This is a genomic window from Pseudomonas sp. JE3303 (assembly GCF_056312565.1).
In genome coordinates this window covers 74,530-100,645 of sequence record NZ_JBWGIF010000003.1, presented here as the reverse complement: position 1 = coordinate 100,645, position 26,116 = coordinate 74,530, and the positions used below count along the sequence as shown (strand labels likewise).

General features: G+C 59.4%; 21 protein-coding genes and 1 pseudogene. 4 read left to right on the top strand and 18 right to left on the bottom strand.

The genetic code is table 11. The features are described 5' to 3' along the window. Window positions 1-92: 92 nt before the first annotated feature. Window positions 93-1,079 (bottom strand): DNA-binding protein, encoded by a 987-nt coding sequence (locus tag AC0ZZU_RS05900; protein ID WP_476339590.1) that lies wholly within the window; start codon window positions 1,077-1,079, stop codon window positions 93-95. A gap of 430 nt (window positions 1,080-1,509) precedes the next feature. Between AC0ZZU_RS05900 and AC0ZZU_RS05895 the strand changes: the two are divergent. From AC0ZZU_RS05895 to AC0ZZU_RS05880, 4 genes and pseudogenes are all read left to right on the top strand, one after another. Then, a pseudogene (locus tag AC0ZZU_RS05895) lies at window positions 1,510-1,683 on the top strand (hypothetical protein); the annotation flags it as partial. An 89-nt stretch (window positions 1,684-1,772) separates the two neighbouring features. Then, window positions 1,773-2,378 carry a TetR/AcrR family transcriptional regulator gene (locus tag AC0ZZU_RS05890; protein WP_476339589.1) on the top strand — a complete coding sequence of 202 codons (606 nt, stop codon included), beginning with the start codon at window positions 1,773-1,775 and terminating at the stop codon, window positions 2,376-2,378. Between the two features lie 158 nt (window positions 2,379-2,536). After that, the gene (locus AC0ZZU_RS05885) at window positions 2,537-4,099 is read left to right on the top strand and encodes a long-chain-fatty-acid--CoA ligase (RefSeq protein WP_476339588.1); all 1,563 of its coding nucleotides are present in this window, start codon (window positions 2,537-2,539) and stop codon (window positions 4,097-4,099) included. A gap of 57 nt (window positions 4,100-4,156) precedes the next feature. Next, window positions 4,157-5,413 carry an NAD(P)/FAD-dependent oxidoreductase gene (locus AC0ZZU_RS05880; protein WP_476339587.1) on the top strand — a complete coding sequence of 419 codons (1,257 nt, stop codon included), beginning with the start codon at window positions 4,157-4,159 and terminating at the stop codon, window positions 5,411-5,413. Window positions 5,414-5,605: 192 nt separating this feature from the next. Here the strand turns inward: AC0ZZU_RS05880 and AC0ZZU_RS05875 are convergent, their stop codons facing one another. The 17 genes from AC0ZZU_RS05875 to AC0ZZU_RS05795 form a co-directional block, all read right to left on the bottom strand. Beyond that, window positions 5,606-6,793 (bottom strand): enoyl-CoA hydratase-related protein, encoded by a 1,188-nt coding sequence (locus AC0ZZU_RS05875; protein ID WP_476339586.1) that lies wholly within the window; start codon window positions 6,791-6,793, stop codon window positions 5,606-5,608. Window positions 6,794-6,797: 4 nt separating this feature from the next. Next, window positions 6,798-7,958, bottom strand: coding sequence for an acyl-CoA dehydrogenase family protein (locus AC0ZZU_RS05870; protein WP_476339585.1), 1,161 nt, complete (start codon window positions 7,956-7,958; stop codon window positions 6,798-6,800). A 75-nt stretch (window positions 7,959-8,033) separates the two neighbouring features. Next, a complete protein-coding gene (locus AC0ZZU_RS05865; protein ID WP_476339584.1) occupies window positions 8,034-9,392 on the bottom strand; it encodes a DUF1329 domain-containing protein in 1,359 nt (452 codons plus the stop codon). A 17-nt stretch (window positions 9,393-9,409) separates the two neighbouring features. Beyond that, a complete protein-coding gene (locus AC0ZZU_RS05860; protein WP_476339583.1) occupies window positions 9,410-11,011 on the bottom strand; it encodes a DUF1302 domain-containing protein in 1,602 nt (533 codons plus the stop codon). 151 nt (window positions 11,012-11,162) lie between these two features. Then, a complete protein-coding gene (locus tag AC0ZZU_RS05855) occupies window positions 11,163-13,604 on the bottom strand; it encodes an efflux RND transporter permease subunit (RefSeq protein WP_476339582.1) in 2,442 nt (813 codons plus the stop codon). Continuing rightward, the gene (locus AC0ZZU_RS05850; protein WP_476339581.1) at window positions 13,601-14,734 is read right to left on the bottom strand and encodes a WD40/YVTN/BNR-like repeat-containing protein; all 1,134 of its coding nucleotides are present in this window, start codon (window positions 14,732-14,734) and stop codon (window positions 13,601-13,603) included. Before AC0ZZU_RS05850 ends, AC0ZZU_RS05855 begins: the two co-directional genes overlap by 4 nt. Window positions 14,735-14,940: 206 nt before the next feature. Next, window positions 14,941-15,480 carry a DUF2889 domain-containing protein gene (locus AC0ZZU_RS05845; RefSeq protein WP_476339580.1) on the bottom strand — a complete coding sequence of 180 codons (540 nt, stop codon included), beginning with the start codon at window positions 15,478-15,480 and terminating at the stop codon, window positions 14,941-14,943. Continuing rightward, window positions 15,470-16,642 carry a CaiB/BaiF CoA transferase family protein gene (locus tag AC0ZZU_RS05840; protein WP_476339579.1) on the bottom strand — a complete coding sequence of 391 codons (1,173 nt, stop codon included), beginning with the start codon at window positions 16,640-16,642 and terminating at the stop codon, window positions 15,470-15,472. Before AC0ZZU_RS05840 ends, AC0ZZU_RS05845 begins: the two co-directional genes overlap by 11 nt. 5 nt (window positions 16,643-16,647) lie before the next feature. Beyond that, window positions 16,648-17,331 (bottom strand): nitroreductase, encoded by a 684-nt coding sequence (locus tag AC0ZZU_RS05835; RefSeq protein WP_476339578.1) that lies wholly within the window; start codon window positions 17,329-17,331, stop codon window positions 16,648-16,650. Then, a complete protein-coding gene (locus AC0ZZU_RS05830; protein WP_476339577.1) occupies window positions 17,328-18,554 on the bottom strand; it encodes a CoA transferase in 1,227 nt (408 codons plus the stop codon). The genes AC0ZZU_RS05835 and AC0ZZU_RS05830 overlap by 4 nt, the downstream gene beginning before the upstream one ends. After that, window positions 18,551-20,200, bottom strand: a complete 1,650-nt coding sequence (locus AC0ZZU_RS05825; protein ID WP_476339576.1) for an acyl-CoA dehydrogenase family protein — start codon at window positions 20,198-20,200, stop codon at window positions 18,551-18,553. The genes AC0ZZU_RS05830 and AC0ZZU_RS05825 overlap by 4 nt, the downstream gene beginning before the upstream one ends. Further along, on the bottom strand, window positions 20,197-21,519 hold the full coding sequence (locus AC0ZZU_RS05820) for a phytoene desaturase family protein (protein WP_476339575.1): 1,323 nt from the start codon (window positions 21,517-21,519) through the stop codon (window positions 20,197-20,199). The genes AC0ZZU_RS05825 and AC0ZZU_RS05820 overlap by 4 nt, the downstream gene beginning before the upstream one ends. A 108-nt stretch (window positions 21,520-21,627) precedes the next feature. After that, window positions 21,628-21,828: a hypothetical protein gene (locus AC0ZZU_RS05815; RefSeq protein WP_476339574.1), complete on the bottom strand. Its 201-nt coding sequence runs from the start codon at window positions 21,826-21,828 to the stop codon at window positions 21,628-21,630. Further along, window positions 21,825-23,354: a 3-hydroxyacyl-CoA dehydrogenase gene (locus AC0ZZU_RS05810; RefSeq protein ID WP_476339573.1), complete on the bottom strand. Its 1,530-nt coding sequence runs from the start codon at window positions 23,352-23,354 to the stop codon at window positions 21,825-21,827. The genes AC0ZZU_RS05815 and AC0ZZU_RS05810 overlap by 4 nt, the downstream gene beginning before the upstream one ends. A 17-nt stretch (window positions 23,355-23,371) precedes the next feature. Then, window positions 23,372-24,142: an enoyl-CoA hydratase-related protein gene (locus tag AC0ZZU_RS05805; protein ID WP_476339572.1), complete on the bottom strand. Its 771-nt coding sequence runs from the start codon at window positions 24,140-24,142 to the stop codon at window positions 23,372-23,374. Continuing rightward, on the bottom strand, window positions 24,135-24,914 hold the full coding sequence (locus AC0ZZU_RS05800) for an enoyl-CoA hydratase/isomerase family protein (protein WP_476339571.1): 780 nt from the start codon (window positions 24,912-24,914) through the stop codon (window positions 24,135-24,137). Before AC0ZZU_RS05800 ends, AC0ZZU_RS05805 begins: the two co-directional genes overlap by 8 nt. Further along, window positions 24,914-26,116 carry an acetyl-CoA acetyltransferase gene (locus AC0ZZU_RS05795; RefSeq protein ID WP_476339570.1) on the bottom strand — a complete coding sequence of 401 codons (1,203 nt, stop codon included), beginning with the start codon at window positions 26,114-26,116 and terminating at the stop codon, window positions 24,914-24,916. Before AC0ZZU_RS05795 ends, AC0ZZU_RS05800 begins: the two co-directional genes overlap by 1 nt.

The window sequence follows — 26,116 nt, the reverse complement described above, 5'->3', positions numbered from 1 at the left end:
GTTGCCTCCTCTGCCGATGGATCGCCCACGGGTGCGGGGCGATTTGCCTGTGCTGCATTAAAGAAGAAAGCAGCGGGCCGGCAGAGTTTGATTTATTTGTCAGGTGCGGGTTCGGATGGTTGCTCCTGGCACTCGCACAACGCTGCAGCCACCGTATCCAGTTCGGCCTGCAGCTGCTCCAGCTGCCGTTGATACCCTTCCCCTTGCCTGCGCTGGGCATCCTGTTGCGCGCGTGACTCACCAAGCTGGCGCAACAGCTCGTCACGGGCGCCCTGCAGCTGCGCCATCGAGGTGGTAAGGGCCTGGATCTGCTCGTCGCGCTGCTCCAGGTAGGCCTGGCGTTGCCGAATCTCGCGGTCGCGCTGCTGCGCCTCGACCACCAGTCGCTCGTTGTCCCGGTGCAGGCGGGTGAGTTCGTCCTGTTTGACGATCAATCCCTGCTGCAACTGGCGCAGTTCGACTTGAAGCTGCTGTACCTGACCCTCGTGGCGGCGCTGTTCCTGCTCCCGCTGTTCGCGACTGGCCGTGCGGTAGTGCTCAAGAGCATCGCGTGCATGCTGGTGCTTGTCCTCCAGGGAACGCACCTGCTCTTCCTTGTCCGCCAGGCGCACATGCAGTTCGCCCTGGGCCTGGGTGAGGCTGGCGTTACGCAGTTGCTCGGCCTGCAGCGAGGCGCGGGTACTTTCCAGCTCGTCGGCTTGTGCAGCCAGGCTTTGCGCCTGCGCCTGATGCTGCTGATGCGCGGCCTCGAGCGCCTGCTGGGCGATCTGCAGCTGCGCCTGCAACTGCTCGCGCTGCCGGTCAAGCTCGGCCTGCGCCGCATCGATCCGCGCCTGCCCTTCTTCCTCAAGCTGGCCCGCCAGCTGCTCCACCAGACTGTGCAACTGGTCACTGATGCTGAGTGTTGCTGCTGGCGTTGCCTGGCTCTCCAGCTCTTTCAGATACCGGTGGATGGTGGTTTTCGAGCCCGTGTTTCCCAGCTCGATACGTATGGCATCGATGCTCGGGTGCTCCCCGCGGGCCAACAGCGCCTGCCGCGCCTGCTGTACCACTACCTTGTTGATCCCGCCCCGAGCCATGCGTGTTGCTCCTACGATTTTGTACTGTGGTACGTACTATGTAATTACGTACTGATTTTCTATGGTTTATGAAAGTCAATCAAGCACTTCATAACATTAAATAATCACGGCTTATCGCATGTCAGCTGGGTATTCGGGGGTAAAATGCTCTTAGGACGGTACACATGGCTGATGAAAGCCACCGACATCTCGAAACGAGGAATGACGGTGGTAGAGAAGCTTGGGAGGGGGCAGATCGGTATCTGGAGGGGAGCGTTCGCGAGAACACCTCGTCAAGCTGCGCGGCCGCCCCTCCCACTTTGAAGTGACACGGGGCGGTAAGGAGACAGGCAGAACATCGGGCGTGAGTACACGACTCCATCGTTCAGCAATCTTTGCCCGGTGGGGGCCTATTCGAATTGGATTGAGGTCGCCAGCATAACGCGCGGTGGGTCCCGCAAGCCTGGCGCTTCCTCGCTCGACGCTAGTTCAGTGGCTGGGCCAAACCGGCGTGCAACTGCAACCGCTAGTCGGCAAACTGATCTGTGACGACTTCACTGGCCACAAGGCCAGCTTCGAGCAGGGCATCACCGAAGCTGGCTGCATGGATCATGCCCGCCGTCGTTGCACGCCGTCCACACGAAGTTCACTCCGAATGCCTTATACTCAACGGGCTTAAAAAATTCATCGTTTGTTTATAGGGAGTATGCAGTATTGAGCCGTATCAGAGCTGACGATTACGACGATAAAAAGCAGTTGATCCTACAGAAAGCCGCTGCACTTTTTGCTACCAAAGGATTTGGCAACGCAACCATGATCGACGTGGCACAAGCCTGTGGTGCATCCAAGTCCCGGATTTATCACTACTTTTCGAGCAAGGAGGACGTCCTTTTTGACATTATCATCGAACATGTCAAACGCCTGGATGATGAGCTGCGTTCCATTGCCAGTCGCCCAGCGCCTGCAGCTGAACGCTTCTCCCTGTTTGTCCACGCGTTTATCAAATGCAGTGCTGACTCTCGAAACGAGCACCTTGTGCTCGTAAACGATATCAAATTTCTTCCTGAGGAAAAGCGCAAACAAGTCCTCAAACTGGAAACCCATTTGGTGTCTCTGCTGATCTCCCTGCTTCAGGAAATCAACCCCGGTCTGATGGCACCAGTCAAAGTACGTACCCCCTATGCCATGCTGCTGTTCGGGATGGTGATATGGACCTTCACTTGGTACGAGAAGAGCGGAGCGGTATCACCTGAAGAGCTGGCAGCACGGATATCCCAGCTGTTCCTCTCGGGCTTTCAGGGCAGTGAATTCCCTGCCTGATCGCCACCATTTCAACCCGTAAAGCCGCGTAACAAAAGCTAAAATTTTTCCAATTGACAGACCGTCTAGACGGTTTATTATTAGCCTCAGCCCGCACACTCGTGCCCGCTGTGAATTAGAAAGCGCGTGCACCTAAAAAAAACAACAAAGGTAACCGTATGCATTTCCAGATGACTCAAGCACTCCATCGGCTAAAACAGCAAAAAACCAACGAGGAGGCGTACCACTATCGAGGTCGGCGCCGCACTTGGGCTGAGTTTGCCGACCGTTCGGCTCGCTTGGCCGCGGCACTTCAGGCACAGGGGATGAAGCCGGGAGATCGTGTCGGCATGTTAGCCCTGAACTCCGACCGTTATCTTGAGTACATGATGGGCGTCTGGTGGGGAGGCGGTGCACTCAACCCCGTCAATACCCGCTGGAGTGCGGCTGAGATCGCCTATTCCCTGGATGACTGCGACACCCGTATTCTATTGGTCGATGAGCATTTCGCACCGCTGGTCGACGAGTTGCGTGATCGCTCCAAGTCGCTGAAAACGATCATCTTCGCGGGTGATGGAGTTGTCACTGAAGGACTCCCGGACTACGAGCAGTTGCTCACTCTGCACCAGCCTGCCGAGGATGTCGAACGCAAGGACGATGACCTCGCTGGAGTTTTCTACACCGGCGGCACGACTGGCTTCCCCAAAGGCGTCATGCTGAGCCACACCAATCTGCTCAGTAACGCCCTTGCTTACCTGCTGGAGCTTGACTATCGGGAAGATGACGTGATTTTGGCCGCCGCGCCGATCTTCCACCAAGCGGGCATGTGCATACTGATCCGCGCCTTTGTCCGCGGCTGCCGTAGCAGCATCATCAATGGATTCGATACGCTTTCCGCTCTGGAAGCCATCCAGCAGGAGAAGGTCACCTTCACGCTGCTCGTACCTACCATGATCCAGCGCTTGGTGGATCATCCCACGGTTGCCGAATATGACCTGAGCAGCCTGCGCCGAATTCTCTATGGTGCATCGCCTATCAGTGATGGCCTGCTCGAACGCGCCTTCAAGGCGTTGCCTAAGGTCGAATTCCTGCAAGGTTATGGTATGACCGAGACCGGCGGCCCCTACACCGTGCTTCCCGCCTTCTGCCATACCCCTGAAGGCCGTAACCCTGATCGGTTACGCTCTGCCGGCAAGCCTATCTGGGGCATGGAAGTTCGCATTATCGACACTGACGGCAATGTTCTCCCCAAGGGCGAGATAGGAGAAGTCATTTGCCGAGGCCCCGGAGGTATGCTCGGCTATTGGAACCGTCCGGAAGAAACGGCCACTACGATCAAAAATGGCTGGATACATTCGGGCGACGCCGGCTACCTGGATGAAGAGGGCTATTTGTTCCTGGTCGACCGCGTCAAGGACATGATCGTATCCGGTGGTGAAAACGTTTACTCGTGCGAGGTGGAAAATGCCATTGGCCGGCATCCGGCCGTTGCCTCCTCCGCCGTGATCGGCATTCCCAGTGAGCGCTGGGGGGAGGCTGTGCATGCAGTAATTGTCCTGTGTCCCGGGCAACAACTGACAGCCGAACAGCTCCGCGCGCATTGCAAGAGCCTGATCGCAGGCTACAAGTGCCCGGTCAGTGTCGAGTTCCGCGACAGCCTTCCGGTCACCGGGGCCGGCAAGATCCAGAAGAACGAATTGCGCGAACCGTACTGGAAAAATCTCAGCCGTCGCGTCGGCTGATCCATCCGCCATAGCTTGCGGAGCCTGCACGGCTAGCTTCGCAGCCGGGAGCAAACCATGACTCAAGAGAATACCAGTGCGGGGGTCGTTATCGTGGGTGCCGGCCAAGCCGGCGGCGACGCAGCGACGTCCCTACGCCAACAAGGCTATCAGGGCTCCATCACTCTGATCGGCGAAGAGCCGCTGCTGCCTTATCGTCGCCCGCCACTCTCCAAAGCCTTTCTGTTAGGAGAAATGAGCGAGGAAGAACTCCAGATCAAGCCTGCGCAAACCTATCAACAGTTCGGTATCCGCTACCTGATCGACACTCGCGTCGAAGCGATCGAACGCGAAGATAAAACCGTGCAGTTGGCCGACGGTTCGACCCTGCCCTACGAACACTTGGTACTGGCAACCGGCGGCCAGGCACGTCGCCTTGGCATCCCTGGTGGCCAGCACGATAATGTCCACTACATCCGCAGTGTTGCGGACATCCTACGCCTCAGACAAGACATGCAACCAGGCCGCCGGCTGATTATTATCGGCGGTGGTTATGTCGGTCTGGAGGTTGCGGCTGTGGCCTGCAAGATTGGGCTTCAGGTCAGCGTGGTCGAGGCCATGTCGAGAGTACTGGCCCGGGTTACCGCGCCGGAGCTGTCCGCATTCTACGAACAGGCCCATCGCCGCCGAGGCGTGGAGATCCTGACCGGCTGTGGCGTACAGGCATTTCTTGGCGAAGGACAGGTCGAGCAGGTCGAACTCAGCGACGGGCGTCGGCTGGACGCGGACCTTGTGATTGTCGGCATTGGCCTGATCCCCGCAGTGGAACTGGCCCAACGCTGCGGAATCGAGATCGCTGAAAGTGCCATTGTCGTCGATACACATATGCAAACCACCGACCCGAGCATCTTTGCCATTGGCGACTGCACCTACCACGAAAATCTTTTCTACGAAGGCCGACGCATGCGCCTGGAGTCCGTGCCCAATGCCTCCGAACAAGCACGAGTCGCCGCGGCCAATATCTGCGGCAAAAACAGTGTCTACAACTCGCTGCCTTGGTTCTGGTCCGATCAATTCGACCTGAAGCTGCAGATGGTCGGTTTGTCGCAAGGCTACGACCGGCTGGTGATACGAGGCAGCCTGGACGATGAATCGTTTATCGCCTTCTACCTGGCCAATGGCATCGTGATCTCGGCAGACGCGGTAAACCGCCCACAAGACTTCCTGTTCGCCAAGAAGCTGGTTACCCAGCGTAGCCCTGTCAGCGTCGAACAACTGAGCGACTGCACTATTGCACTCAAATCCCTGCTCACCCAATCGCCCGTAACTGTGTGAGTGACTTCGGCACAGCGTCTGCTGTGCTTTTCTAACAAGGATCTCCCATGACCAACGCGCGATCCGCACTGTTCGTCCCGGGTGATCGCCTTGAGCCTTTTGCCAAAGCCCTCAACTGTGAGGCCGGATGATTGATGCGCCAGTGCTTGCCAGGGCGCAGAAACTTATCGCCCTGGCAGGGCACGATACGGCTTAACGCTTTGCGCGTTTGTCCCGGAATGGCTTGAGAGCCCGCTGCACGGCGGGCTCGGCCGCCGCGCGTACTAGCGCATCCGTTTCCGCTTCCAGTTGATCGGACAACGACTTATCCCAGCTTTGCCGCAGCAGTCGGCGAGCTTCGGCGAAGCCGGTCGCAGCACCTCTAGTCATGCGTTCGGCACACGCCATGGCCTCGGCATGCAAATGATCCCCCGGCACCACACGATTGACCAGCCCCCACTCCTTGGCTTCCTCGGCGCTGAGGACCCGATTCTCGAAGTACAACTCGGCGGCGCGGCGGGCCCCTACCAGACGCGGCAGGTACCAGGAATTGCCGCCGTCCGGGGACAAACCCAATGCCGAAAAACCCAGAGCAAAGCGGCTATCCACAGCAGCCAGGACCAGATCCGCACAATACATGAGGCCCAACCCACCACCGGCGCTCGATCCATGCACTGCGGCAATAACCGGAACCGGCAAACGATTGAAGATGCGTAGCGCCTCATGGTAAGGAGTGGTCATGTCACCCAGCATGCCAGGCAGCTCCTCAGCAGCAACGTCCGAGAGAAAATTGATGTCGCCACCGACCGTGAACGAGCGGCCGTTGCCTTTCAGTACCACCACCCGCAGCGAGCTGTCGGCGGCACACCGCCGCGCGACGGCCAATAAATCATGAGCCATCTGCAGATCGATGCCATTGTTGGCGGCAGGGCGATCCAGCTGGATCAGGGCAATTCCGTTTTCCACCTGCATCTTAACAGTGGGCTTCGGGGTCAATGCTACCTGCCAGGCCGCACTGTCGGTGATCTGCTCCAGTTCGATCAGTTGCCCATCCTGAAAACGCAACAAATGAATGAATCGCGCATCCAGTAGCGCGCCAGATTGGATGCCTTTACCGGTGTAAAAACCTTCCACCTGTAACCTGTCTTCGGAAAGCGACCATGTCTTGCTTACTTGCGCTTTAGCTTGGTAATGCTTGGCCAGTCCACCCCAGAAATGCCTGCGCATTTGCTCAGGACCCTCGTAGACTCCGCCAAGGTTCAACGGCAATCCCCGGGTGGTGGTGCCGATGAACTGCGGATGCAGCAACTCATCAAGCACAGCCCGCTCGCTGTTGGCCAGGGCCCGATAAAAACGCTGGGCCAGCTCCAGTTTTTCCTGGGTCGATGTAGAGTCGTTCATGGCATCAGAACCTTTTCGCAACTTCTTCGAGCATCACTTCGGTGGCGCCCCCGCCGATCGTGAGGATGCGGGCATCGCGCACCATGCGCTCGATCGGCGTGCCGACCATATAGCCCGTACCGCCGTGCAACTGCAAACAACCATGCACCACTTCCTGCAAGGTTTCGGCAGCAAAAGCCTTGAGCATGGAAACTTCCGCAACCGTGTCACGACCTTCCTCAATCATTTGGGCGCAGCTGTAGGTCAGTGCGCGCGACGCCACCGCCTTCGAGCACAGCCAGCCCAGACGCTGACGAACAGCCTGTTGATCCCACAGGGTCTTGCCAAACGCACGACGACTCTTGACGTAATCGATAGTCAGCTCCAGGGCCTTGGCGCATTGGCCGGCACACATCGCACCGACCACCAGGCGCTCGTTCTGGAAGGTGCTCATGATGTAGTAGAACCCCTGCCCCTCTTCGCCCAGCAACTGCTCTGCGGGCACCCGGACATCATCGAAGTAAAGCTCTGCTGTATCCGAGGAGCGCCAGCCATGCTTTTCAAACTCACGAGCAACGGTCAACCCTGGCGTGCCCTTCTCCACGATGAACAGCGAGATGCCACGGCTGGCTTTCACATCTGGATTGGTACGCGCTGCGACGATATAGATGTCGCCATAAACGCCATTGGTGATGAAGGTCTTGCAGCCATTGATGACCCAATGATCGCCGTCACGCACTGCACGAGTCTTGATCCCGGCCACATCGGAGCCTGCATGGGGTTCTGTGACACAAATCGCACCGATTTTCTCACCTGCGGCCGCAGCAGGCAGATAGCGTTGCTTCTGCTCATGGGTACCGCGATGCACGATATGCGCCAACGACATATCCGTATGCACATTCACGGAGGAGGCGAAGCCGCCGAAACTACTGCGAGAGAGCTCTTCGGCCATCACCACTGACGCAAGGGGTCCCAGTTCGCTGCCATCGTACTCAACCGGAAAGCGTACACCGAGCAGCCCCAGTTCGCCAAGTTGACGAAATACACTGCGGGGAACACAACCGTCGCGCTCCCATTGCTCGCCATTAGGCTCAACTACCTCTGTCACGAAACGACGCGCCTGATCGCGAAGCATGCGCAACTCCTCGCTGACGATTCCCGGCTCTTTGAATTCAAAAGTGCTCATTAGCAATCCTCGCAGTAAAACAGGACACAATATAAGACCGCCCGGACGGTCTTTATATTGATTAAAAAAAGCTGATTAACGCACCCCGCTGCCAGCCATCTCTTCGGCGGTGAAATAACCGGTCGGCTGGCCATCGCGATACATCACTTTGGACGAGGCGCCGCTGAGCAGGAAATACATGCTCCAAGTAGAAGAGTTCAGATCATGGTACATCGAGGACCATCCGGAGAACGGCGTCTTCTGGTCGTAGGCCTGCACGTTCAGCATCAGCGGCACGCGCCACAGTTGTCCCCGGTTGTCATAGGACTCTGCTGCCGCAACCGACCAGCTATCCTCGTCGACATAGTAACGGCGCTTGCTGTAGATGTGGCGCTGGCCCGGTCTGAGCGTTGCCTCCACAACCCATACCCGGTGCAGTTCCCAGCGCACCGCATCCGGATTTGCATGGTTTGGGGTCAGCATCTCTGCTTTCGGGGTCCAGAAAATCGCGCGGTAGTTGTTGTATGGAACCAACATTTCGCGCTTGCCGACGAGCTTCCAGTCAAAACGATCGAGCCCACCCAATTGGTTATCGTCATAGGTAGTCATACCTGAAGAGGTCGGGTTAGGTGTGTCGTGCCCGACATCGGGCGCAAGACGCACGCGACGCTGCCCCGGCAGGTAAGACCATGCCTTGCGACCTATCTCCTGATCATTTGCCGGGTCTTTCAGCAGCAACATTTCGCCTGCACGTCGAGTCGGCATCTTGTAGTCGACGCGAAACATAAAGGTGAATTGTTCTTTGTCGAACAGGTCACGTGCATCCGGATCCCAGAAGACGTTGTGGAAGTCCTGGTCCAGTGCCGACGACAGCACCGCGCGGCCGTTGGAGCCTACGTTGTATGTCTCTGAATCAACGACGGAAAGGTATTTACCAAGCGAGCGCGTCTTGTGGTTCCACATGACCTCCATGCCGTTCTGCGGGATCGGAAACAGTACGCAATTGAATCCACCGGTAAAGCCAGAACCCTGCACATCGGTAAGTTTGGCATTGACTGCACAACCCTTGGTAGCGGCAAGAGCGGCCTCGGGATAAGCGGCTGTGCGATGGGTCGGGTAGACGTTCACGCGGAAGGTCGGATACTTTTTCAACAGGGCCTTGGTGCCTTCGGTCAGACTTTGCTCATGTTCGCCCATATTCTGCGCGGAGATGCTATACAGCGGTTTTTCGTTCGAAAAAGGATCCACATATTTTCCCGAACCCGGTACATAGCCGGCAGGAGCGGTATTAAGACCGCCGGTATAGGCCGGGATACGACCATCGGCGCTGGCACCAGCCTGAGCGCCAAACAGCGTCAGCGAAGTGCCGAGTTGCTTCGCTTCTTCCTCGGATACCGCCGCTACAGCAGTATTCATCAGCGCCATGACGAACCCGGAAACTATTATTCGCTTCATGTTGGTACTCCTAATAATCAGAAGGTTGTCTTGAAGGTGAGGCTGACGTTGCCTCGATCTTGCAGCAGGGCATTCGAACCGTTGAATACGCGCGCTCCTGCACTATTGAGCGAGCTACGTCCGAAGTAATCGGTGTAACGCAAGTCCACCCGGTACCGACTTTGTACATCGACACCCACACCTATCGCGTAGCTACCAGCATCCTCGTTACCCCCGGAAGTCACCGCCGAGTTGCCATGCAAGCCATAAGAAACGCTGAGCGGCACGAACAGGTCGACGCCGTTCATGACCTGGTAGTAAGTCGGGGTCAAACTCAGAGCAAGGCCAACATAATCGCGATCGACTTTGTCAATGCCGCCCTGGTAGCCACTGCGACCCTTGTACCGAGACTCGTTCTTGGTGACCTTGTCGACCCGGCTCCACGTCAACTCGGTCGACCAGTTGAGGGCATCCCAAAGAGCAGTTCCGGGCATCAAACCGATAACGTTCACCAATCCATGCCAGGTATTGCCTCGGGCACCCGGAACGTCGCCATGGCGTAGCGGGACGGACAATGCCGCCACTTCACTGACCAGCGGCATGTTTTTCCGGTACGACAACTCTGCCCCAATACTCAAGCCATGAATCTGCTGGGTCAGGCTGACGCCGTACAGATCGATGTTGTCGCCGTAGGCCAAGTGATACTGGCCGTCTACCGGCGTCAGAAATACCTGTGGCAGCTTGTCCGAGAAGTTGCGGTAGTAGAATCCAATGGTGCCGGTTCCCATCCAGCTCGGTGACCAGCGCGCCGCCGCTCCCCACTCGCCACGGTCGTCAGGTTCGACATCGTGGCCGCGTATGAAGCGATTGCTACCGGAGATCAGCGACTCCCCACCGTCCAGCAGCACGTCACTGGTGCCCAGGTAGGTTCCGGCCTCTGGAATACGGAAGGGTTCCCACTCCAGAAAATACTGCAACGCTATGGATAGTTCTGAATTGGGACGTAGTTGCATCGATATCTGATTCAGCGGGCGAAACAGTTCCTTGGCTTCTGTACCGGGAATGGCCGCAGCCTTGGCCAAGTCCAGACCGCTCTGGGCATAGGTGATGCCGTGCAGCACGCCATTCGACAGCAAGCTCTCGCCCCAATAGACCACATGGCGCCCGCCGCGCACATCCGTGGTCACACTGCCCAGCTCCAATCGGGTAAAAGCGAAGGCGTCGAGAATCTCTCCGGAAGGTCCGCGATAGTAGCGTTTTACACTGTTCGCCAAGCCAAACCCGCGACCACCGTTACTGGTTACATGATTGCTGCTCGCGAGGTTGTCATGGTCCAGAGAGCCATCATAGGCACGGTCGTACCAGGCAGCCGCACTCACTCGCACTCCATGATTGCGCTTGTAGACAAGATCCGCCTCGGACAACATGTCTACACGGGCTGAGACCATGCCCTTGTCGAAGTTGCGGTCGCCGTCATCGGCATTCACCTGCTGCAGAATGTCCTTGTCTTGACTCTCCACGCGGTTCACATAGTTCACACGCAGGGTGTTATCCCAGCGCAACTTCCAGTCGGGATTGCCGGTATCGATGGTAAACGCGTGCGCCGAACCAGATAGGCCGAGCCCCAAGGCAATGGCCATTGTCAGTCCGGATGATCTTGGTCGAAAATACACACACCCAAAGCCCAGTTGTTTCGTCACAGTAAGCCCCCTGCTATTGTTTTTGTTGTTGTGACACATCGCGCAGGGCCACGGTGTACGCCGCAGCCCATCAGAGAATCGCTCTAGAGGATCAGGGTGTAATGGTATTGGTGACGACGGCCCGCTCGGTGCACGCGCTTTTGCTCCGCGTGCGATCGCCCATCAGGAAGTGCGATAGCGCAGGGATCAGAATCAACGCGCCAACCATGTTCCAGACGAACATGAACGCCAGCAGGATCCCCATGTCGGCCTGGAACTTGATTGGCGACCAGGCCCAGGTAATGACACTCACCGCCAGCGTGACACCAACGACAGCAACAACCTTTCCAGTGAAGGTCAATGCCCGGTGGTAGGCCTGAGCCAAGTTTGCTCCGGCACGCTGTTCTGCAAGCTGGATGCTCATCAGGTACAGCGCGTAGTCCACGCCAATCCCTACCCCCAGTGCAATGACTGGCAGGGTCGCGACCTTGACGCCGATACCCAGGAAGACCATCAGGGCCTCGCACAGAAATGACGTCAGCGCCAGTGGCAGAACCGCGATGACTACCGCCCGCCAACTGCGGAAGGTGATAAAACACAGCGCCGCAACCGCCAGGTACACATAGATCTGCATTTCGATCCAGGCTTTGCGCACCACCTGATTAGTTGCAGCCTCGATACCGGCATTGCCTGCAGCCAGGAGGAACTGGTAATCCTCATTGTTGTGACGTGCGGCGAAGTCTTCGACCACGGCCGCAACTTGATTCAGGGTGTCCGCACGGTGGTCAGTCAGATAGGCGATGACCGGCATCACCGAACATTCAACGTTGAACAGATCCTGGTTGTTGACGCTGGCAGCCTGAGCGCCGTAGTTGATCACATCCTGGTTACGGCTCAGGGTCAGCCATTTGGGGTTGCCCTCGTAGCTCCCCGAGGTGATTTGGCGCACCGCCCCCACCAGCGACTGAGTGGTCTGCACACCTGGCAACTGCTCAAGCTCCCAGGCCAAGCGGTCGACGGCATCCAGTACGTCATAGCGCATGCAACTGTCAGAAGGCGTTTTGACAATCACCGCAAACTGATCACTGGACAGCGTGTAATTGTCCACGACATACGCGTTATCCAGGTTGTAGCGCGAATCCGGACGCAGTTCCGGAGCACCGGCATCGAGATCGCCGATCTTTAGCTGGAAGCTGGCCATGAGGCCTGCGACGCCCAGTAACAATCCAACCACCAGGGCTGAGATGGCCCAGCGACGCTGGGTAAAAACCTTCAACCGCAGCAGTACACCAATCAGACTCGCTGGGGCAGGCTCACTTTCCTGTTCAAGCAGGCTGCGCTGGGCAGCCGAAGCACTGACGCCCGTGTAAGACAGCAGGACCGGCAACAAAATCAGGTTGGTGAAGATCAGTACACCCACACCAATGCTCGCGGCGACAGCAAGATCGCGAATCACGGGAATGTCGAACAACATCAATACGGCGAAACCCACTACGTCCGCCAGCAGTGCAGTCAGCCCCGCGAGGAACAGCCGACGGAACGTCAGACGCGCGGCTACCAGGCGATGCACGCCACGAGCAATGTCCTGCATGATGCCGTTCATCTTCTGGGCACCGTGGGAGACACCAATGGCGAACACCAGAAACGGCACCAGAATCGAGAACGGATCCAGCTTGTAGCCCAGCAGGGCTACCAGGCCCAGTTGCCACAACACCGCTATCAGCGAACAGACCACCACCAACAGAGTACTAATCATGCAGCGGGTGTAGGTATAGATGATCAGGCTGACGATAAGTGTGGCAACGGCAAAGAACATCATCACTTGAGACAGACCGGCAACCAACTCGCCGATGATCTGGGCAAAACCTACGATGTGAATGTTGACCTTGCCATCCGCTTCATAGCGTGAGCGAATCTCGGCGATCCGTTTGGACAACACGGCATAATCCAGTGCTTCGCCGGTGGTGGGATCCTTATCCATCAACGGCACGAAGATCATGCTCGAGCGATAATCGCTGGCGACCAGCTCACCGAGAATTCCGGCGCGGCCAATGTTGCGCTGCAGCTTCTGCAGTTCGGCCTCCGACCCATCGTAGCCGCTCGGCATCACCGGACCACCACGAAAACCCTCCTCCGTTACCTCGGTCCAGCGCACTGCGGGCGTCCAAAGCGACTTGATCCAGGCGCGATCCACACCGGGAACCATGAACAGGTCATCGTTTATCTGACGCAGACGTTCCAGGTACTCCGGTTCAAAAATTTCACCATCTGGGTTGGCCACCACTACCCGCAATGCACCGCCCAGACCGCTCAATTCACTGCTGTTTTCGAGGTAATTGAGAACATAGGGGTGGTTTTGCGGCAGCATTTTTTCGTAGCTGGCGCTAAGGGTCAGATGCGTAGACACCACATACGCCGTAAATAGCGTGATGATCGCGCACAACAACAGCACGACCAGACGATTGTTGAAAATGATCCGCTCGACACGACCGCCCGAAACCGGATCAAAAGCATCGCCGGCCCCTCCTCCGGGAATTCTCGCCTGTACGCTCATGGCTGCACTCCGAGCTTGTTGGTTACTAGCTTCACACCATGAATGCCAGCCACCACCAAACCTGTATCGGCGGATGGTACGACGGCAAAGAAGGGGTAACGGTGCTGGATGTCCTGGTGCTCAAAGTGGCCACCTCCATCGTTGGATCGGAAGACCTCGCCTCCAAGGCTGACCATGACCAGATCGCTTGCCCCAGCGACGCTGGCTGAGGTAATGGCCACGGAGCTGTCCAGCTTGCTTTGTTGCCAAGTGATGCCGTCGTCGCGGCTGACCCACGCGTTTCCCAACAAGCCGTACACCAGCAGGCTGTCGGCACTACCAAGCGCGCCGAACCAGGAGCCTTGATAAGGGCTCTTTACTGACTCGAAGGTTTCACTGCCAGCTGCCTGACGCAGAATCAACCCTTGCTCCCCGACGATAAACAGGCTGCCGAACGCTTCTTGAATACCGTAGAGATGCAGGCGACGAGGGTTGTCGATTTTGTCGGAAATGACTTGCCAGCTTTTGCCAGCGTCCCGAGTTCGCAACACCAGGTTGCTCGCGCCGATGACGATGCCGTTGTTCGCATCTCGGAAATGCAGGCCCAGCAGCGATTGATCCACCCCCTGCGCGGCAGCGTGCTCCAAATCGAGCACCGCACGCTCGTGCTGTGCGGGATCAAGAGTCGCCGCCAGAGCGCTCAACAACTCGGCGATCCTGTGTCCATCCAGTTGCAATTGCCAGGATTCGCCGCCGTCTTGGCTATGCAGAACCACACCGTCATGCCCCACGGCCCAGCCATGACGACCATCGACGAACTGTACGGCCGTCAGATCGGAGCTGACCGGAACCTGGGCCTGGTGCCAATTGCGGCTACCGTCACCCGACCAGAGGATATGTCCGCGCTCACCTGCTGCGATCAGGCGAGCATCCGCCAGCGCCAGCGCATTCAACGTACTCTCGGCTGCCTTTTCGGATATGCGGGAGGGCAGTTCAAGACGGTCGGTAAGGGGTTGTGCCTGTATCGCCAGGCTACTCGCCAGCAGGCTGAACCCCAGCATCGAACTGCAAAGCAACAGCCGCAGGCTCGCTGTCTTCCGGGAATCCGGCAGCGCACGCAAGCTGGCTGGGACGACAAAACGTCTCTTCATGGTTTCCTCCGCCCTGAGTTCAGGCGTTTTATTTTTGTTCCCGCATCCGAAACTCAATGCGGACTACATGCCGCCCCTGGCTGTGCAAACACGACTGCCGACGTAGAAAGCAATCTCACACTACATAAGACCGTCTGGACGGTCAATAAATTACTGGGAATCTATTTTTGTATTCGGACAGCCAGCTCATCTCTGCCGAAATCGACCTAGCCGCGCGTGTGACGCTTGACGATTAGCCCTTCCTCACTCAGAGCGTGACAACCACCCACCGCAAAATCAGGCAACTTTTTGGAGGGATCGAAAGGGCCGTCAGCCCCCAACTGGTTCCACAACGTCTGATAGGTCGCGCTGGCGGCAAGCCCTATCAGCTCCGTCGCATGAGTGCAGCCGCTGGTCCTCCGGAATAGCTTCCTGGCCGCCTGAACGAAGCCAGGGCCGATATGCATCCCGACCAGCTGCTGATAACCACTCACGATGCTTGGGCACGCCCGATAGGGGGAGTAGGAGAAACGCACGTCGACCTCATGTATCACCAACAAACGATCCACGGCCCACCTCAAGATAATTTCATGAATGGGCTCATTGGCCGGTATCAAGTGACGCTCAAGCAGGGCCACATCATGGGGCTTGATGTCGATCAGGGTTGCTTCGATGTCCCACAGACCATCGCTGCGCTCAAAACCCTGGCAAATCACCTGTCGGGTATGGACGCGTTTACGTTCCCCGGAGCCGCGCTCAGTCGACATGAACGGCTCCGCGCCCTACCAGCATGTCTATGCCGTCCTGCTCTAGGCCCAAGCTCCGCAGAATTGCCAGGCTATCCTCACCCACCCTGGGAGCCAGGTTGCGGATCTGCCCGGGTGTCCGGCTGAAGCGTGGCGAGGGAGCCGGCTGCATCAAACCTGCGACCTCAACAAAAGTGCCCCGTGCGACGTTGTGAGGATGGTGCGGTGCCTCATGCATGTCGAGCACCGGGGCAAAGCATGCGTCGCTGTTTTCCAACAGCTCGCACCAGTGCTGCCTCGTCTGCGAGCGGAAGGCCCCAGCCATCCGCGCTCGCAGTTCGGGCCACTGCTTGCGGTCCCATTGCTGCTGGAAGACCGGTTCATCAATCGCCAGTTGTTCAAGTAACAAGCGATAGAACTGCGGCTCGATCGCACCAACGGCAACATAACCACCATCGGCACAGGTGTAGGTCGCATAGAAGGGGGCAGAACCATCGAGGAAGTTTTCACCGCGAGCGGCGCTCCAACTCTTTTCTGCCAACAAGCCATAGAGCATCGACATCAGCGTGGCCGAACCATCGCTCATTGCCGCGTCCACCACCTGGCCCTGACCGGAGCGCCGAACATCCAGCAGCGCACAGACAATGCCGAAGGCGAGCATCAGACCACCCCCACCGTAGTCGCCGACCAGGTTCAGTGGCGGCATCGGGGGCTGCTCGGGGATGCCCATACCGTACAAAGCTCCGGAGAGCGCGATGTAGTTGAGGTCGTGACCGGCCGACTGCGCCAGTGGACCATCCTGCCCCCAACCGGTCATCCGCCCATAGACCAACGCCGGATTGCGAGCCAGGCACACCTGCGGGCCCAGGCCGAGACGCTCCATGACCCCAGGCCGAAAACCTTCGATCAGCACGTCCGCCGTATCGACCAGGCGCAGCAAGGTTTCCACTGCCTCGGGTTGCTTGATATCCAGGGCCAGAGAGCGCCGACCGCGACCAATCACCGCAGTCGCAGCCCGCAGGCTATCGAAATGGCCATCGGCGTTAGCCTTGGGCGGGCGATCAATAACGATCACATCAGCACCTAGATCCGCCAGCAACATGCCACAGAAAGGTCCTGGGCCAATTCCTGCCATTTCTATAACTGTCACCCCAGCAAGGGGGCCAGAGGCCTTAGGTTGCATACCCATCACTCCTCAAATCCGCGTAAAACGGCAAAGTCATCCAGCGGCATGCGTGGACTGTTCAAATGGTTGGCCGGTGCCTTTTCATCAGGTCTGCCAATCGCCATCCCGCAGAACAGCATCAACTCTTCGGGGGCACTGACGAACTGAGTCACCGTGCGGTGATACAGGGCCCAGGCTTCCTGGGGGCAACTGCCATAACCCCGCTCGCTCAGCAACAGCATCACGGTTTGCAGGAACATGCCAAGATCGGCCCACTGGGCCTTCCCCATGGACCGATCGACGAAGCAAAACAGGCCAACCGGAGCCCCGAAGAAGGCGAAATTGCGGGCGAACCACCGCTTGCGTCCCTGCCGGTCCTCGCGCTCGACACCCAGCGAACCATAAAGGCGCTCACCGATATCAGAGCGATAATCGCGATAGGGTGCCTTCAAGTCCGGCGGATAAATACAGTACTCCTCCGGGTCGGCCGGCCCGGACAGCAGGCGCGCCTGCATGGTGGCGACAAAACGCTGCATCTCCTCACCGGCCAATACATACACCCGCCATGGCTGCAGATTGCCACCTGACGGTGCCCGAGCAGCCAATCGCAGAATCTCGCGCAGAGTTTCAGCAGGTACCGCCTCGTTGGTAAAGGCGCGCACACTGCAACGACTGCGTACCGCGTCGCTCACATTCTTGAAATTCATGCATCCACCTTGCCGGCAATCGCCACCACGCCACGATCAACCAGCTTGCCAAAGTCGACCCCACTCAAGCCCAGCACTTCGCTCAGCACCCTCTCGGTATGCTCGCCAAGACGCGGTGCCGGACCTGACTCCTGGCGCTCGCAGGCGGAAAAACGCAGTGGCAGGCCCGGCGTCAAAAGCGTTCCGACCCCTGGCTGCCGAACCGGCGAAAACATCGGATTGGCCTCGTCGCCAGCCAGCGCCGCTACGACCTCGGCGATATCGCGATAACGGCTCCAGCACACGCCGTGACGATCCAGCTGTGGTGCCACCAGTGCCAACGTTTGGCTGCCGAACCAAGGCTCAAAGAGCGCCGCGATGGCTTGCCGTGCATGGTAGCGATCTCCCTCTCGGGCCCAATCCAGACCCAACTGCTGTGCCAGCGCCTGCAAGGGTTCTTGCAGGCCGGTGGCCTCGCAAAGCCCCTTCCATTGGCGCGCAGTCAGACCAACGACCATGATCCGCGCCCCATCCGCTAGTACGAAGTCGCGACCAAAAGCGCCATACAGGTAATTGCCCACCCGCTCGCGACGGCCACCCAGCTCCGCTTCGGCGGTGAACCCCAGGTGGGCAATCACTGCCAGCGCCACATCCTCCAGTGCCAACTGCACATGCTGACCCTGGCCGGTAATCCGGCGATGACGCTCAGCCGCGAGCAGGCCTGTAGCCGCCATTTGCCCGGTAATCAGGTCCCAGGCTGGCAGTACATGGTTGACAACCAACGCATCCATGGCTTGCGGACCGGTAATCAACGGCAGCCCGACCGACGGATTGACCGTGTAGTCCACAGCGGAGCCGCCGTGGCGATCACCCTGTACCGTCAGTTGAATCAGATCGGCACGACGCTGGCGCAGTTGCTCCCAATCGAGCCAGCCACGCGCCGGCATGTTGGTCAGAAGCATGCCGCCGTCGGCACCTTCCGCACAGATCAGGGCCGTGGCCAGTTCACGTCCTTCTTCGCTGGCGATATCGATAGCAACCGAGTGCTTGGCTTTGTTCAGGCCACACCAGAACAGGCTGGTGTTGTCTTCGGTCACTGGCCAGCGGCGGTAATCCAGGCCGCCACGCAAGCCATCGATACGAATCACCTGCGCGCCCATCTGGGCCAACGTCATACCGCCCAGAGGGGCGGCCACAAACGCCGACACTTCAACCACCCGCATGCCTTTCAGAATCGTATTCACGCAGCCTCCAGCGCCTGCTCCAGCAGGCTACGGGCAATCACTTTGAGTGCCAGGGTTTCCTCTGCACCCTCGAAGATCGACAGCACCCGTGCGTCGACAAAGTAACGGCTGACTGCAGATTCCTCTGCATACCCCATACCGCCGTGGATTTGCAGTGCATCACGGGTGATCAACTCAGCCGAACGACAGGCAAGCAACTTGACCAGGCTGGCCTCCATGCGCCCGTCGCCGTCCTGCATGAGGCGGCCCACTGCATAGGTCAGTCGGCGGCAGGCCACGAACCGGGCCGCCATACGGGCCAGCTTCGCCTGGGTCAGCGGATAATCCACCAGCGGCGCTGCGAACACCTTGCGGTCCCCGGAGTAGCGAACCGCCGCCAGCAACGCCGCACGCATGACCCCACAGGCGCGAGCCGCAGTTTGCATACGCCCACCCATCATGCCGGCCATGGTGTAGTAGAACCCTTTGCCCTGCCCGCTTTCCTCGCCAATCAGACAGTTGTCTGGGACGAAGTAGTTCTCGAAGAACAAATCGAACGAGTGCATGCCCCGATAGCCGATAGTCGCAATTGCAGTGCCCGCCAAACGGCCACCACCGGCCTGAATCTCTTCGAAAGCATGTTGATCGCTCGACTGTTTCTCGACCAGGAACAAGCTCAGGCCCTTATGCCCCAGGCTCCGATCAGGATGGGTACGCGCAACCACCATCAGCAACCCTGCCTTGCCGGCGAAGGTACACCAAGCCTTGGCCCCGTTGAGCAGCCAGCCCCCGTTGCAACGCGTCGCACGCAAGGAAAGGCCCGCCACATCCGAGCCATAATCCGGCTCTGTGATGGCAATGCCGCACAGCGGTTCGCCAGCGGCGATTTTCGGCAGCCAGTGATCCTTCTGCTCATCCGTACCACCGGCCAGCAAAGCCCTGGAGAGGATTTCTGGACGGGTGATCAGGCTTCCCGCCGCTGCCAGAGAGGCCTGTGACAAGGCCTCGGTGACCACGATCATCATGACGTTATCATCACGATCATCCGGTGCAGTGCCACCAAAACGCTGAGGAATGGAAAGACCGAACACCCCCATTTCACGCAGCGGCTGCAGCAGTGTTTCCGGTACGGTGAGATCGTGCCGATGGATCTCCTCGGCCATTGGCGCGACCACATCTTGGGCAAAACGCCGGAAGCTGTCGCGAGCCATGGCCAGCTCTTCATCCAGCGGCTCGGCACCCAGTTCATCATCGCGTTCGAATACTTCCCGGCCCGCCTGTTGCAGCGCCTGGGCGCTGCCGCCAGCGGCGCGCAGGTCGCGCCAAGTCGAGCTGCAGGACAGCTCGTGCAGAGCGACCGGGTCCAGTTCCAGCTCCAGGTAAAGCCCATCGAGACGAGTCAGCAACGTCTGCACTGCCTCACAGATGAACACCAGCGCCAAGCGAGGCTCGTGTCCGGGCGTGCGGGCCAGGGTATCGGCCGCCAACAGATCGGCGCTGGCCAAGGCCAACTCGTAACAGGGCACCTGGTAGCGATCCAGTAGCTCGGTATCGAGCTGCCCGCGCTGACAACGCAGTGCCAGCACCTTCGTCGCCCGCGCGAATGCATCGCGCAGCGTAGCCAACAGTTGCTGCGCATCCACCAGTTGCGTCGCCAGGGAGCTCATGCCGGAACCCCATCTAGCACCGCTAGCGCCCTGGTCGCCGCATTACGCGCTGTTACAGCACAGGCCTGAGTACCGCCATCGCCGTATTCCTTCACCGCATCGCCGACCTGCCACAGATTGTCCAGCGGCGTGTCCTGCGGCATATCGTAACCGGCGCAGGTGCGCTGGGCCGGCCACTCGTCACGCATCACCCGGACGGACAGCATCTTGGCATCAGCGAAGCCTGGGAACAGATCGCGCAGGTCCTGCAACGATGCTTCAATCTCGCTCTCGTTGTCGAAGGTACCTATCGCCGGGCGTGGCACCGCGTAAGCCACATACAAGTGCCAGCCGGGCGGTGCCATCTCCGGGCACGTCGCGGTCATCTCGCCCATGTTGCACAGGCGGCGGGTAGGCCCGAAGGTAATCAGGCCGGGGGCGTCGATCAGGCGCTCGCGGGTGGCGAAGTTGATCACGATGTTGGCGGCCGGGCGCAGCGTATTGGCTACCTGGGTTGCGTACTCGCCTGCCAGCGAATCGGCACCGGCCAGAGCAGCAGTTGCACGTGGCCCAATATTGCTGATCACGGTGGAGGCGCTGAACCAGGCACGCTCGCCGTTACGCTCCACTTCAACGGCGCAAACCCGACCGTCCTCCACGCGCAGACCTCGGGCAGAGCTTTCCAGCCAGATCTCACTGCCACGGGCACGAATGGCATCCGCCAGATCATTCCACAGGCCGATGGTGCCGCGCGGGCAGAAACCGAAGCGTTTGAACGCGCCCTTGACAGCGAAGTAAGTCAGAAAGGCACGCGCCGGCAGCTCTTCTGCGTTGACTGCGAAGATCGCAGCGCACAGATTCCGGAAGATCGCATGCACGGTTTCGTTCTTGGTGTACTTGGCCAGCCACTCGGCGGTAGTCAGGCGCGCTTCCGGCAGATCACCGCCGCGGGCGTCAGCAAACTTGGCACCGATTTTTGCCGCCTGCTTGGTGAAGGTACCGAGCAAAAAGCCCCAGCCTCCCCCCTTGGCGACGTTGATCACCTTGCCATCGATATAGAACACGGTTGCCGGATTCGGCTCACGCACATCCAGCTTGACGCCGAGGCTGGCAAAGGTTTCCTCGAACGTGCTGCCCAGCTCAATGGCAATAGCACCAATATTGACAATGAAGTCCTCGATTACCTCGCTGGAGGCGCGGCCGCCAACACGGTTCAGATTTTCGACCACCAATACGCGCTTGCCAGCTGCGACCAAGCGCGCGGCGGCACACATGCCGCCAGCGCCAGCACCGAGGATGATAGTGTCATAGTGCCCGGCCGCTACGTTTGTTGTTGTCATATGTACTCCTCGAAAGGCATCGACTTGGATGTGGGATCAATTTATATAAAAGACCGTACGGACGGTCTTTTAATAGAGCATTTTCGGCGGCAAATAAAGCCTTATTTTCTACCGGTGCTGCGATTCTCGAATGCGACACTCCTGTTGCTGGAACAGCAGATGTTCCAGGGTCACGAATACCAGGCTGCCGGATCCTCCCTTCCTTAGCTCGACATGCGGCGCAAGGGCTCGCGCCGGGAACACCGGCAATGAATTCTCCACCAGTCGCTGACGTCCGACCCAGCCCTGCAAATGCTCACCGGCGATCATGCGGCTCCAGCTCCGCGCGCCGGCTCTTCGCTCAAGAGAGACAGCCCAGCCTCGGCCCGACGCACCAGCCAAAGGCTCGGTCGATAGCGCGGGTCACCCGTGTACTCATACAGGCCGCGCAAAATCTGCAGCACGCGCCGTGGACCTATCTGATCGCCCCAGGCCAGCGGGCCACGCGGGTATCCAAGCCCCAGGCGCACGGCATCTTCGATATCCGCTACCGAAGCGATGCGGCGCTGAGCAATGTCGGCGGCGATGTTGACAATGGTCGCCAGCACGCGCTGCAGCACGAACCCCGGGCTGTCGTTGATCACGGTTACAGGCGTGCCGTCGGTCGCAAACAGCGCGTGCGCGGAATCGCGCGCCTCGCCGCTGGTGGACACCGTTTGCATCAGCGTTACTCGACCGCCCGGGAGGCCCAGCGGATCCACCGCTACGCAGCGCTGCGGATCCAGGCCCAGGCGCAGACAAGCGCTGGTGGCATCCTCGCCCCAAGGCTGCACGATCTGGAGCGAGGCATCACCGGCATGCTCCACCACGCTTGCCGACCCTGCGGCGCTTATGCGATGCAGCAATGCTTCGTACTGCTCGCACTCAGGTGCTAGCCACACCGTTAGCGCCTCTGGAAGGCGCGGGACTGGACAGGCCGCGGGCTCGACCCGTACCTCTGCGTCGTACCGATACCAGCCCTCGCCACTTTTGCGCCCGAACAGCCCAGCGGCAATCCTCGGCGGCACCAGCGGCGAGGGGCGTAAACGCGGTTCCTGAAGGAACTGACTGTAGATGGAAGTCATCACCTTGCCCGAAACATCCAGACCTGTAAGGTCAAGCAACTCGAACGGCCCCATGCGAAAGCCAGCCGCGTCGCGCAGCAGGCGGTCCACATCCGCGACATTCGCCACCTGTTCCTCAACAATGCGCAAGCCTTCGGTATAGAGACCACGACCTGCATGATTGACCAGGAATCCGGGCAGATCCTGGGCTACCACCGCGCGATGCCCGCTGCTTTCCACAATTTCCACCAGTGCCGCAACCACCTGAGCAGAAGTTCGTACCGCCGCGATGACTTCCACCACTTTCATCAATGGCACCGGATTGAAGAAGTGCAAGCCGGCAACCCGCTGCGGAACACGACAACCTGCCGCGATGTCGGCCATCAGCAGCGACGAGGTATTGCTAGCCAGAATCGCGTCGTCCCCAACGATGTTCTCCAGCTCAGCGAACAGGCTGCGCTTGACCTGCAAGTCCTCAACCACCGCTTCAATCACAACCGCACAGCCAGCCAGTTGCGACAACTCAACCACCACTTCGATCGAGGTAAGGATCCGCTGCCCCTCCTCAGCGCTGAAGCGACCTCTGACGACCCCTTTGCCGACCATTTCACTGATGTACTCGATCGCCTTGCCCGCTGTATCGGTGAAGGTATCGAACAGCCGTACTCGATAGCCCGCCTCGGCAAACAGCTGAACGATGCCACGGCCCATGGTGCCCGCGCCGATCACTCCAATAATCTTAATCGTGCTCATCTTCGTACCCTGTCGTATTAACGACCGATATAGTTCGGCGCTCTTTTTTCCAGAAAGGCACGCATGCCCTCGGTCTTGTCCTGGGTATCGAACAGCAGCAGGAACTCGCGGTTTTCCAAGGCCAGGGCCGCTTCCAGCGGCTGATCCGCGCCGAGCGCGAGCACCCGTTTTATTGCACGCAGCGCTTTGGGTGGCATCCCTGCGACGGCCTGCGCCAGTACTCTGGCCCGCTCCAGAGCAGTGCCCTCCTCGACCAGTTCGCTGACCAGACCGAGGCGGTTGGCGCGCTCGGCACTGAGCAGTTCGCCAGCCATCAGCATCAGGCTGGCCACCGGCTTGCCCACCGCCCGCAGCAAACGCTGCGTGCCGCCAGCACCGGGCATGATGCCGACCGGCGCTTCGGGCTGACCGAAGTGTGCCGAAGCGTCAGCAATCAGCATGTCGCACATCATTGCCAGCTCACAGCCGGCACCCAGGGCGAAGCCACTGACTGCAGCAATCAGCGGTTTCTGACTTTTCGCCACAGGGGCCCAGTACTGCCCCAGATCCAGGTCGGCGACCTCCTGCGCACCCTTGTCGACCAGCAGGTTGAGATCGGCACCCGCAGCGAACACCTGATCGCCGCCGGTAATGATGATCACCGCGATGCTGGCGTCCTGTTCCAGCTCGACCATGGCCGCTGCGATGGCTGCGCGTAGGCCGAGGTCGAGCGCATTGCGTTTCTCTGCTCGGTTGAGGAGCAGGGTCGCCACCGCGCCCTCGCGCTCAATCAGCACCGGACTAGTCATTGGCAGCTCTCCTGGTGAATTGCGGCAGGCGCCTCTCGTTGAATGCGGCAAACCCCTCGCGAAAATCGGCGCCGAGCAGCAAAACTGCCTGATCGTCCTCCTCGCGTTGCAGCTCTTCACCAAAGTTCGCAGCCGGCTTGCTCAAGCGGCGCTTGGTGCATGCGAAGGCACCCTGAGGTAGGGCCGCCAGGCGCTCAGCCAGATTCACCGCAGCAGCCATTACATCGCCCTCGACCAGTTCATCGACCAGCCCTAGGCGCAGTGCCTCCTCCCCGCCGATCACCTCACCATGGAGCAGCATTCGTTTGGCCACCGCGACACCGACGCGCGCTGGCAAGGTGCGTAACGAGCCCCAATCGGGTGCCAGGCCCAGACGCAGAAAGGGAAACAGGAACTTGCTGGCCGGGCCAGCAACGATTTGATCGGCGAACAGCGCCATACCAACCCCGGCACCGGCGCAAAAGCCCTCTGCCGCCGCCACCATGGGTAGCGGAAAGTCCTGCAGACGCAGGCAGAGCTGGTGAATGTGGCGCATACGCTCGCGGGCACCGGCCTCATCGAGATCGGCCATGCTGGCGATGTCGCCGCCAGCAGAGAACATGCCGCCGACGCCACCGATCACCACCGCGCCGCACTGCTCATCCAGCAGCGCCGCATTCAGTGCTTCGAGCAGGGCCTGGCGCACCTCGTGGTTGATCGCGTTACGCTTGTCAGGACGGTTGATCAACAACCGCCAAACGCCTGCCACCGGCTGGTCAACGGATATGCTCATCAGCGCCCTTCCCGACCGATGATGGAAATCGAGCAAACGTTCTGCGACGGTTGTCCGCCCAGGTTATGGATCAGCCCGGTATGCGGATCGGCCAACTGCCGTTCGCCGGCGCGCCCCTGCAACTGCAGGTATATCTCGTAGAGCATCCGGATACCGCTGGCACCAATCGGATGACCGAAGCACTTGAGACCACCGTCGATCTGGCACGGCACGCGACCTTCGGCATCGAAATGGCCGTCCAGCACATCGCGCACCGCCATACCTTCCTCGGACAGGAACAGATCCTCCATGGTCACAAGCTCAGTAATGGAGAAGCAATCGTGTACCTCGGTCAGGCTGATTTGCTCACGCGGGCGGCTGATACCAGCCTCGGCGTAGGCCTTACTGGCCGCGATGCGTGTGGTATGTACATAGCCGCCATCCCAGCCGTTGCCACTCATTTCCCAGCCATTGGATACCGCCACCTGCAGTGCCTTGAAAGTCACCAGATCGGTCTTGCCCAGGGCCCGGGCAATGTCCGGACGGGTAACGATCACAGCGGCCGCACCATCGGAAACGCCGCAGCAATCGAATAGACCCAAAGGCTCGGCGATGATGGGTGCCTTCAGGCACTGCTCCTCGCTGATCGGTTTACGCAGATGTGCCTTGGGGTTCTTCGCGCCGTTGGCGTGACTCTTGATCGAGACATGCGAGATCGCCCGTTTGAGCAGGTCGGCCTCAACGTTATGCCGAGCGCGATAGGCCGTGGCCAGTTGGGCAAAGTTGGCCGGGGCCACCGCTCCGGGGTACCACTGCGGAATGTAGGTGCCGACGGTAGCTACCGGAAGGCCGCCGTAGCCGGTATCCTTGAGCTTTTCCACACCTAGCGCCAGAGCGATGTCGCAGGCACCCGAGGCCACGGCATAGACTGCCGCACGAATCGCCTCAGAGCCGCCAGCACAGAAGTTCTCGACGCGGGTCACGCCGATGTTCGGCAAGCGCAGAGCAAGGCTCAGTGGCGTGCCGCCACGACCAGTGCCGACATCTTCCATGTGGGTGGAGAACCAGGCGGCGTCGAGCTGTTCAGGGCTGATGCCTGCATCGGCCATCGCCTCGGTGTAAGCCTCGACCATCAGATCTTCAGGGCTGGCATCCCAGCGCTCACCGAAACGGCTGCAACCCATGCCCAGAATCGCAACTTTGTCTTTGATACCTATTGGCAT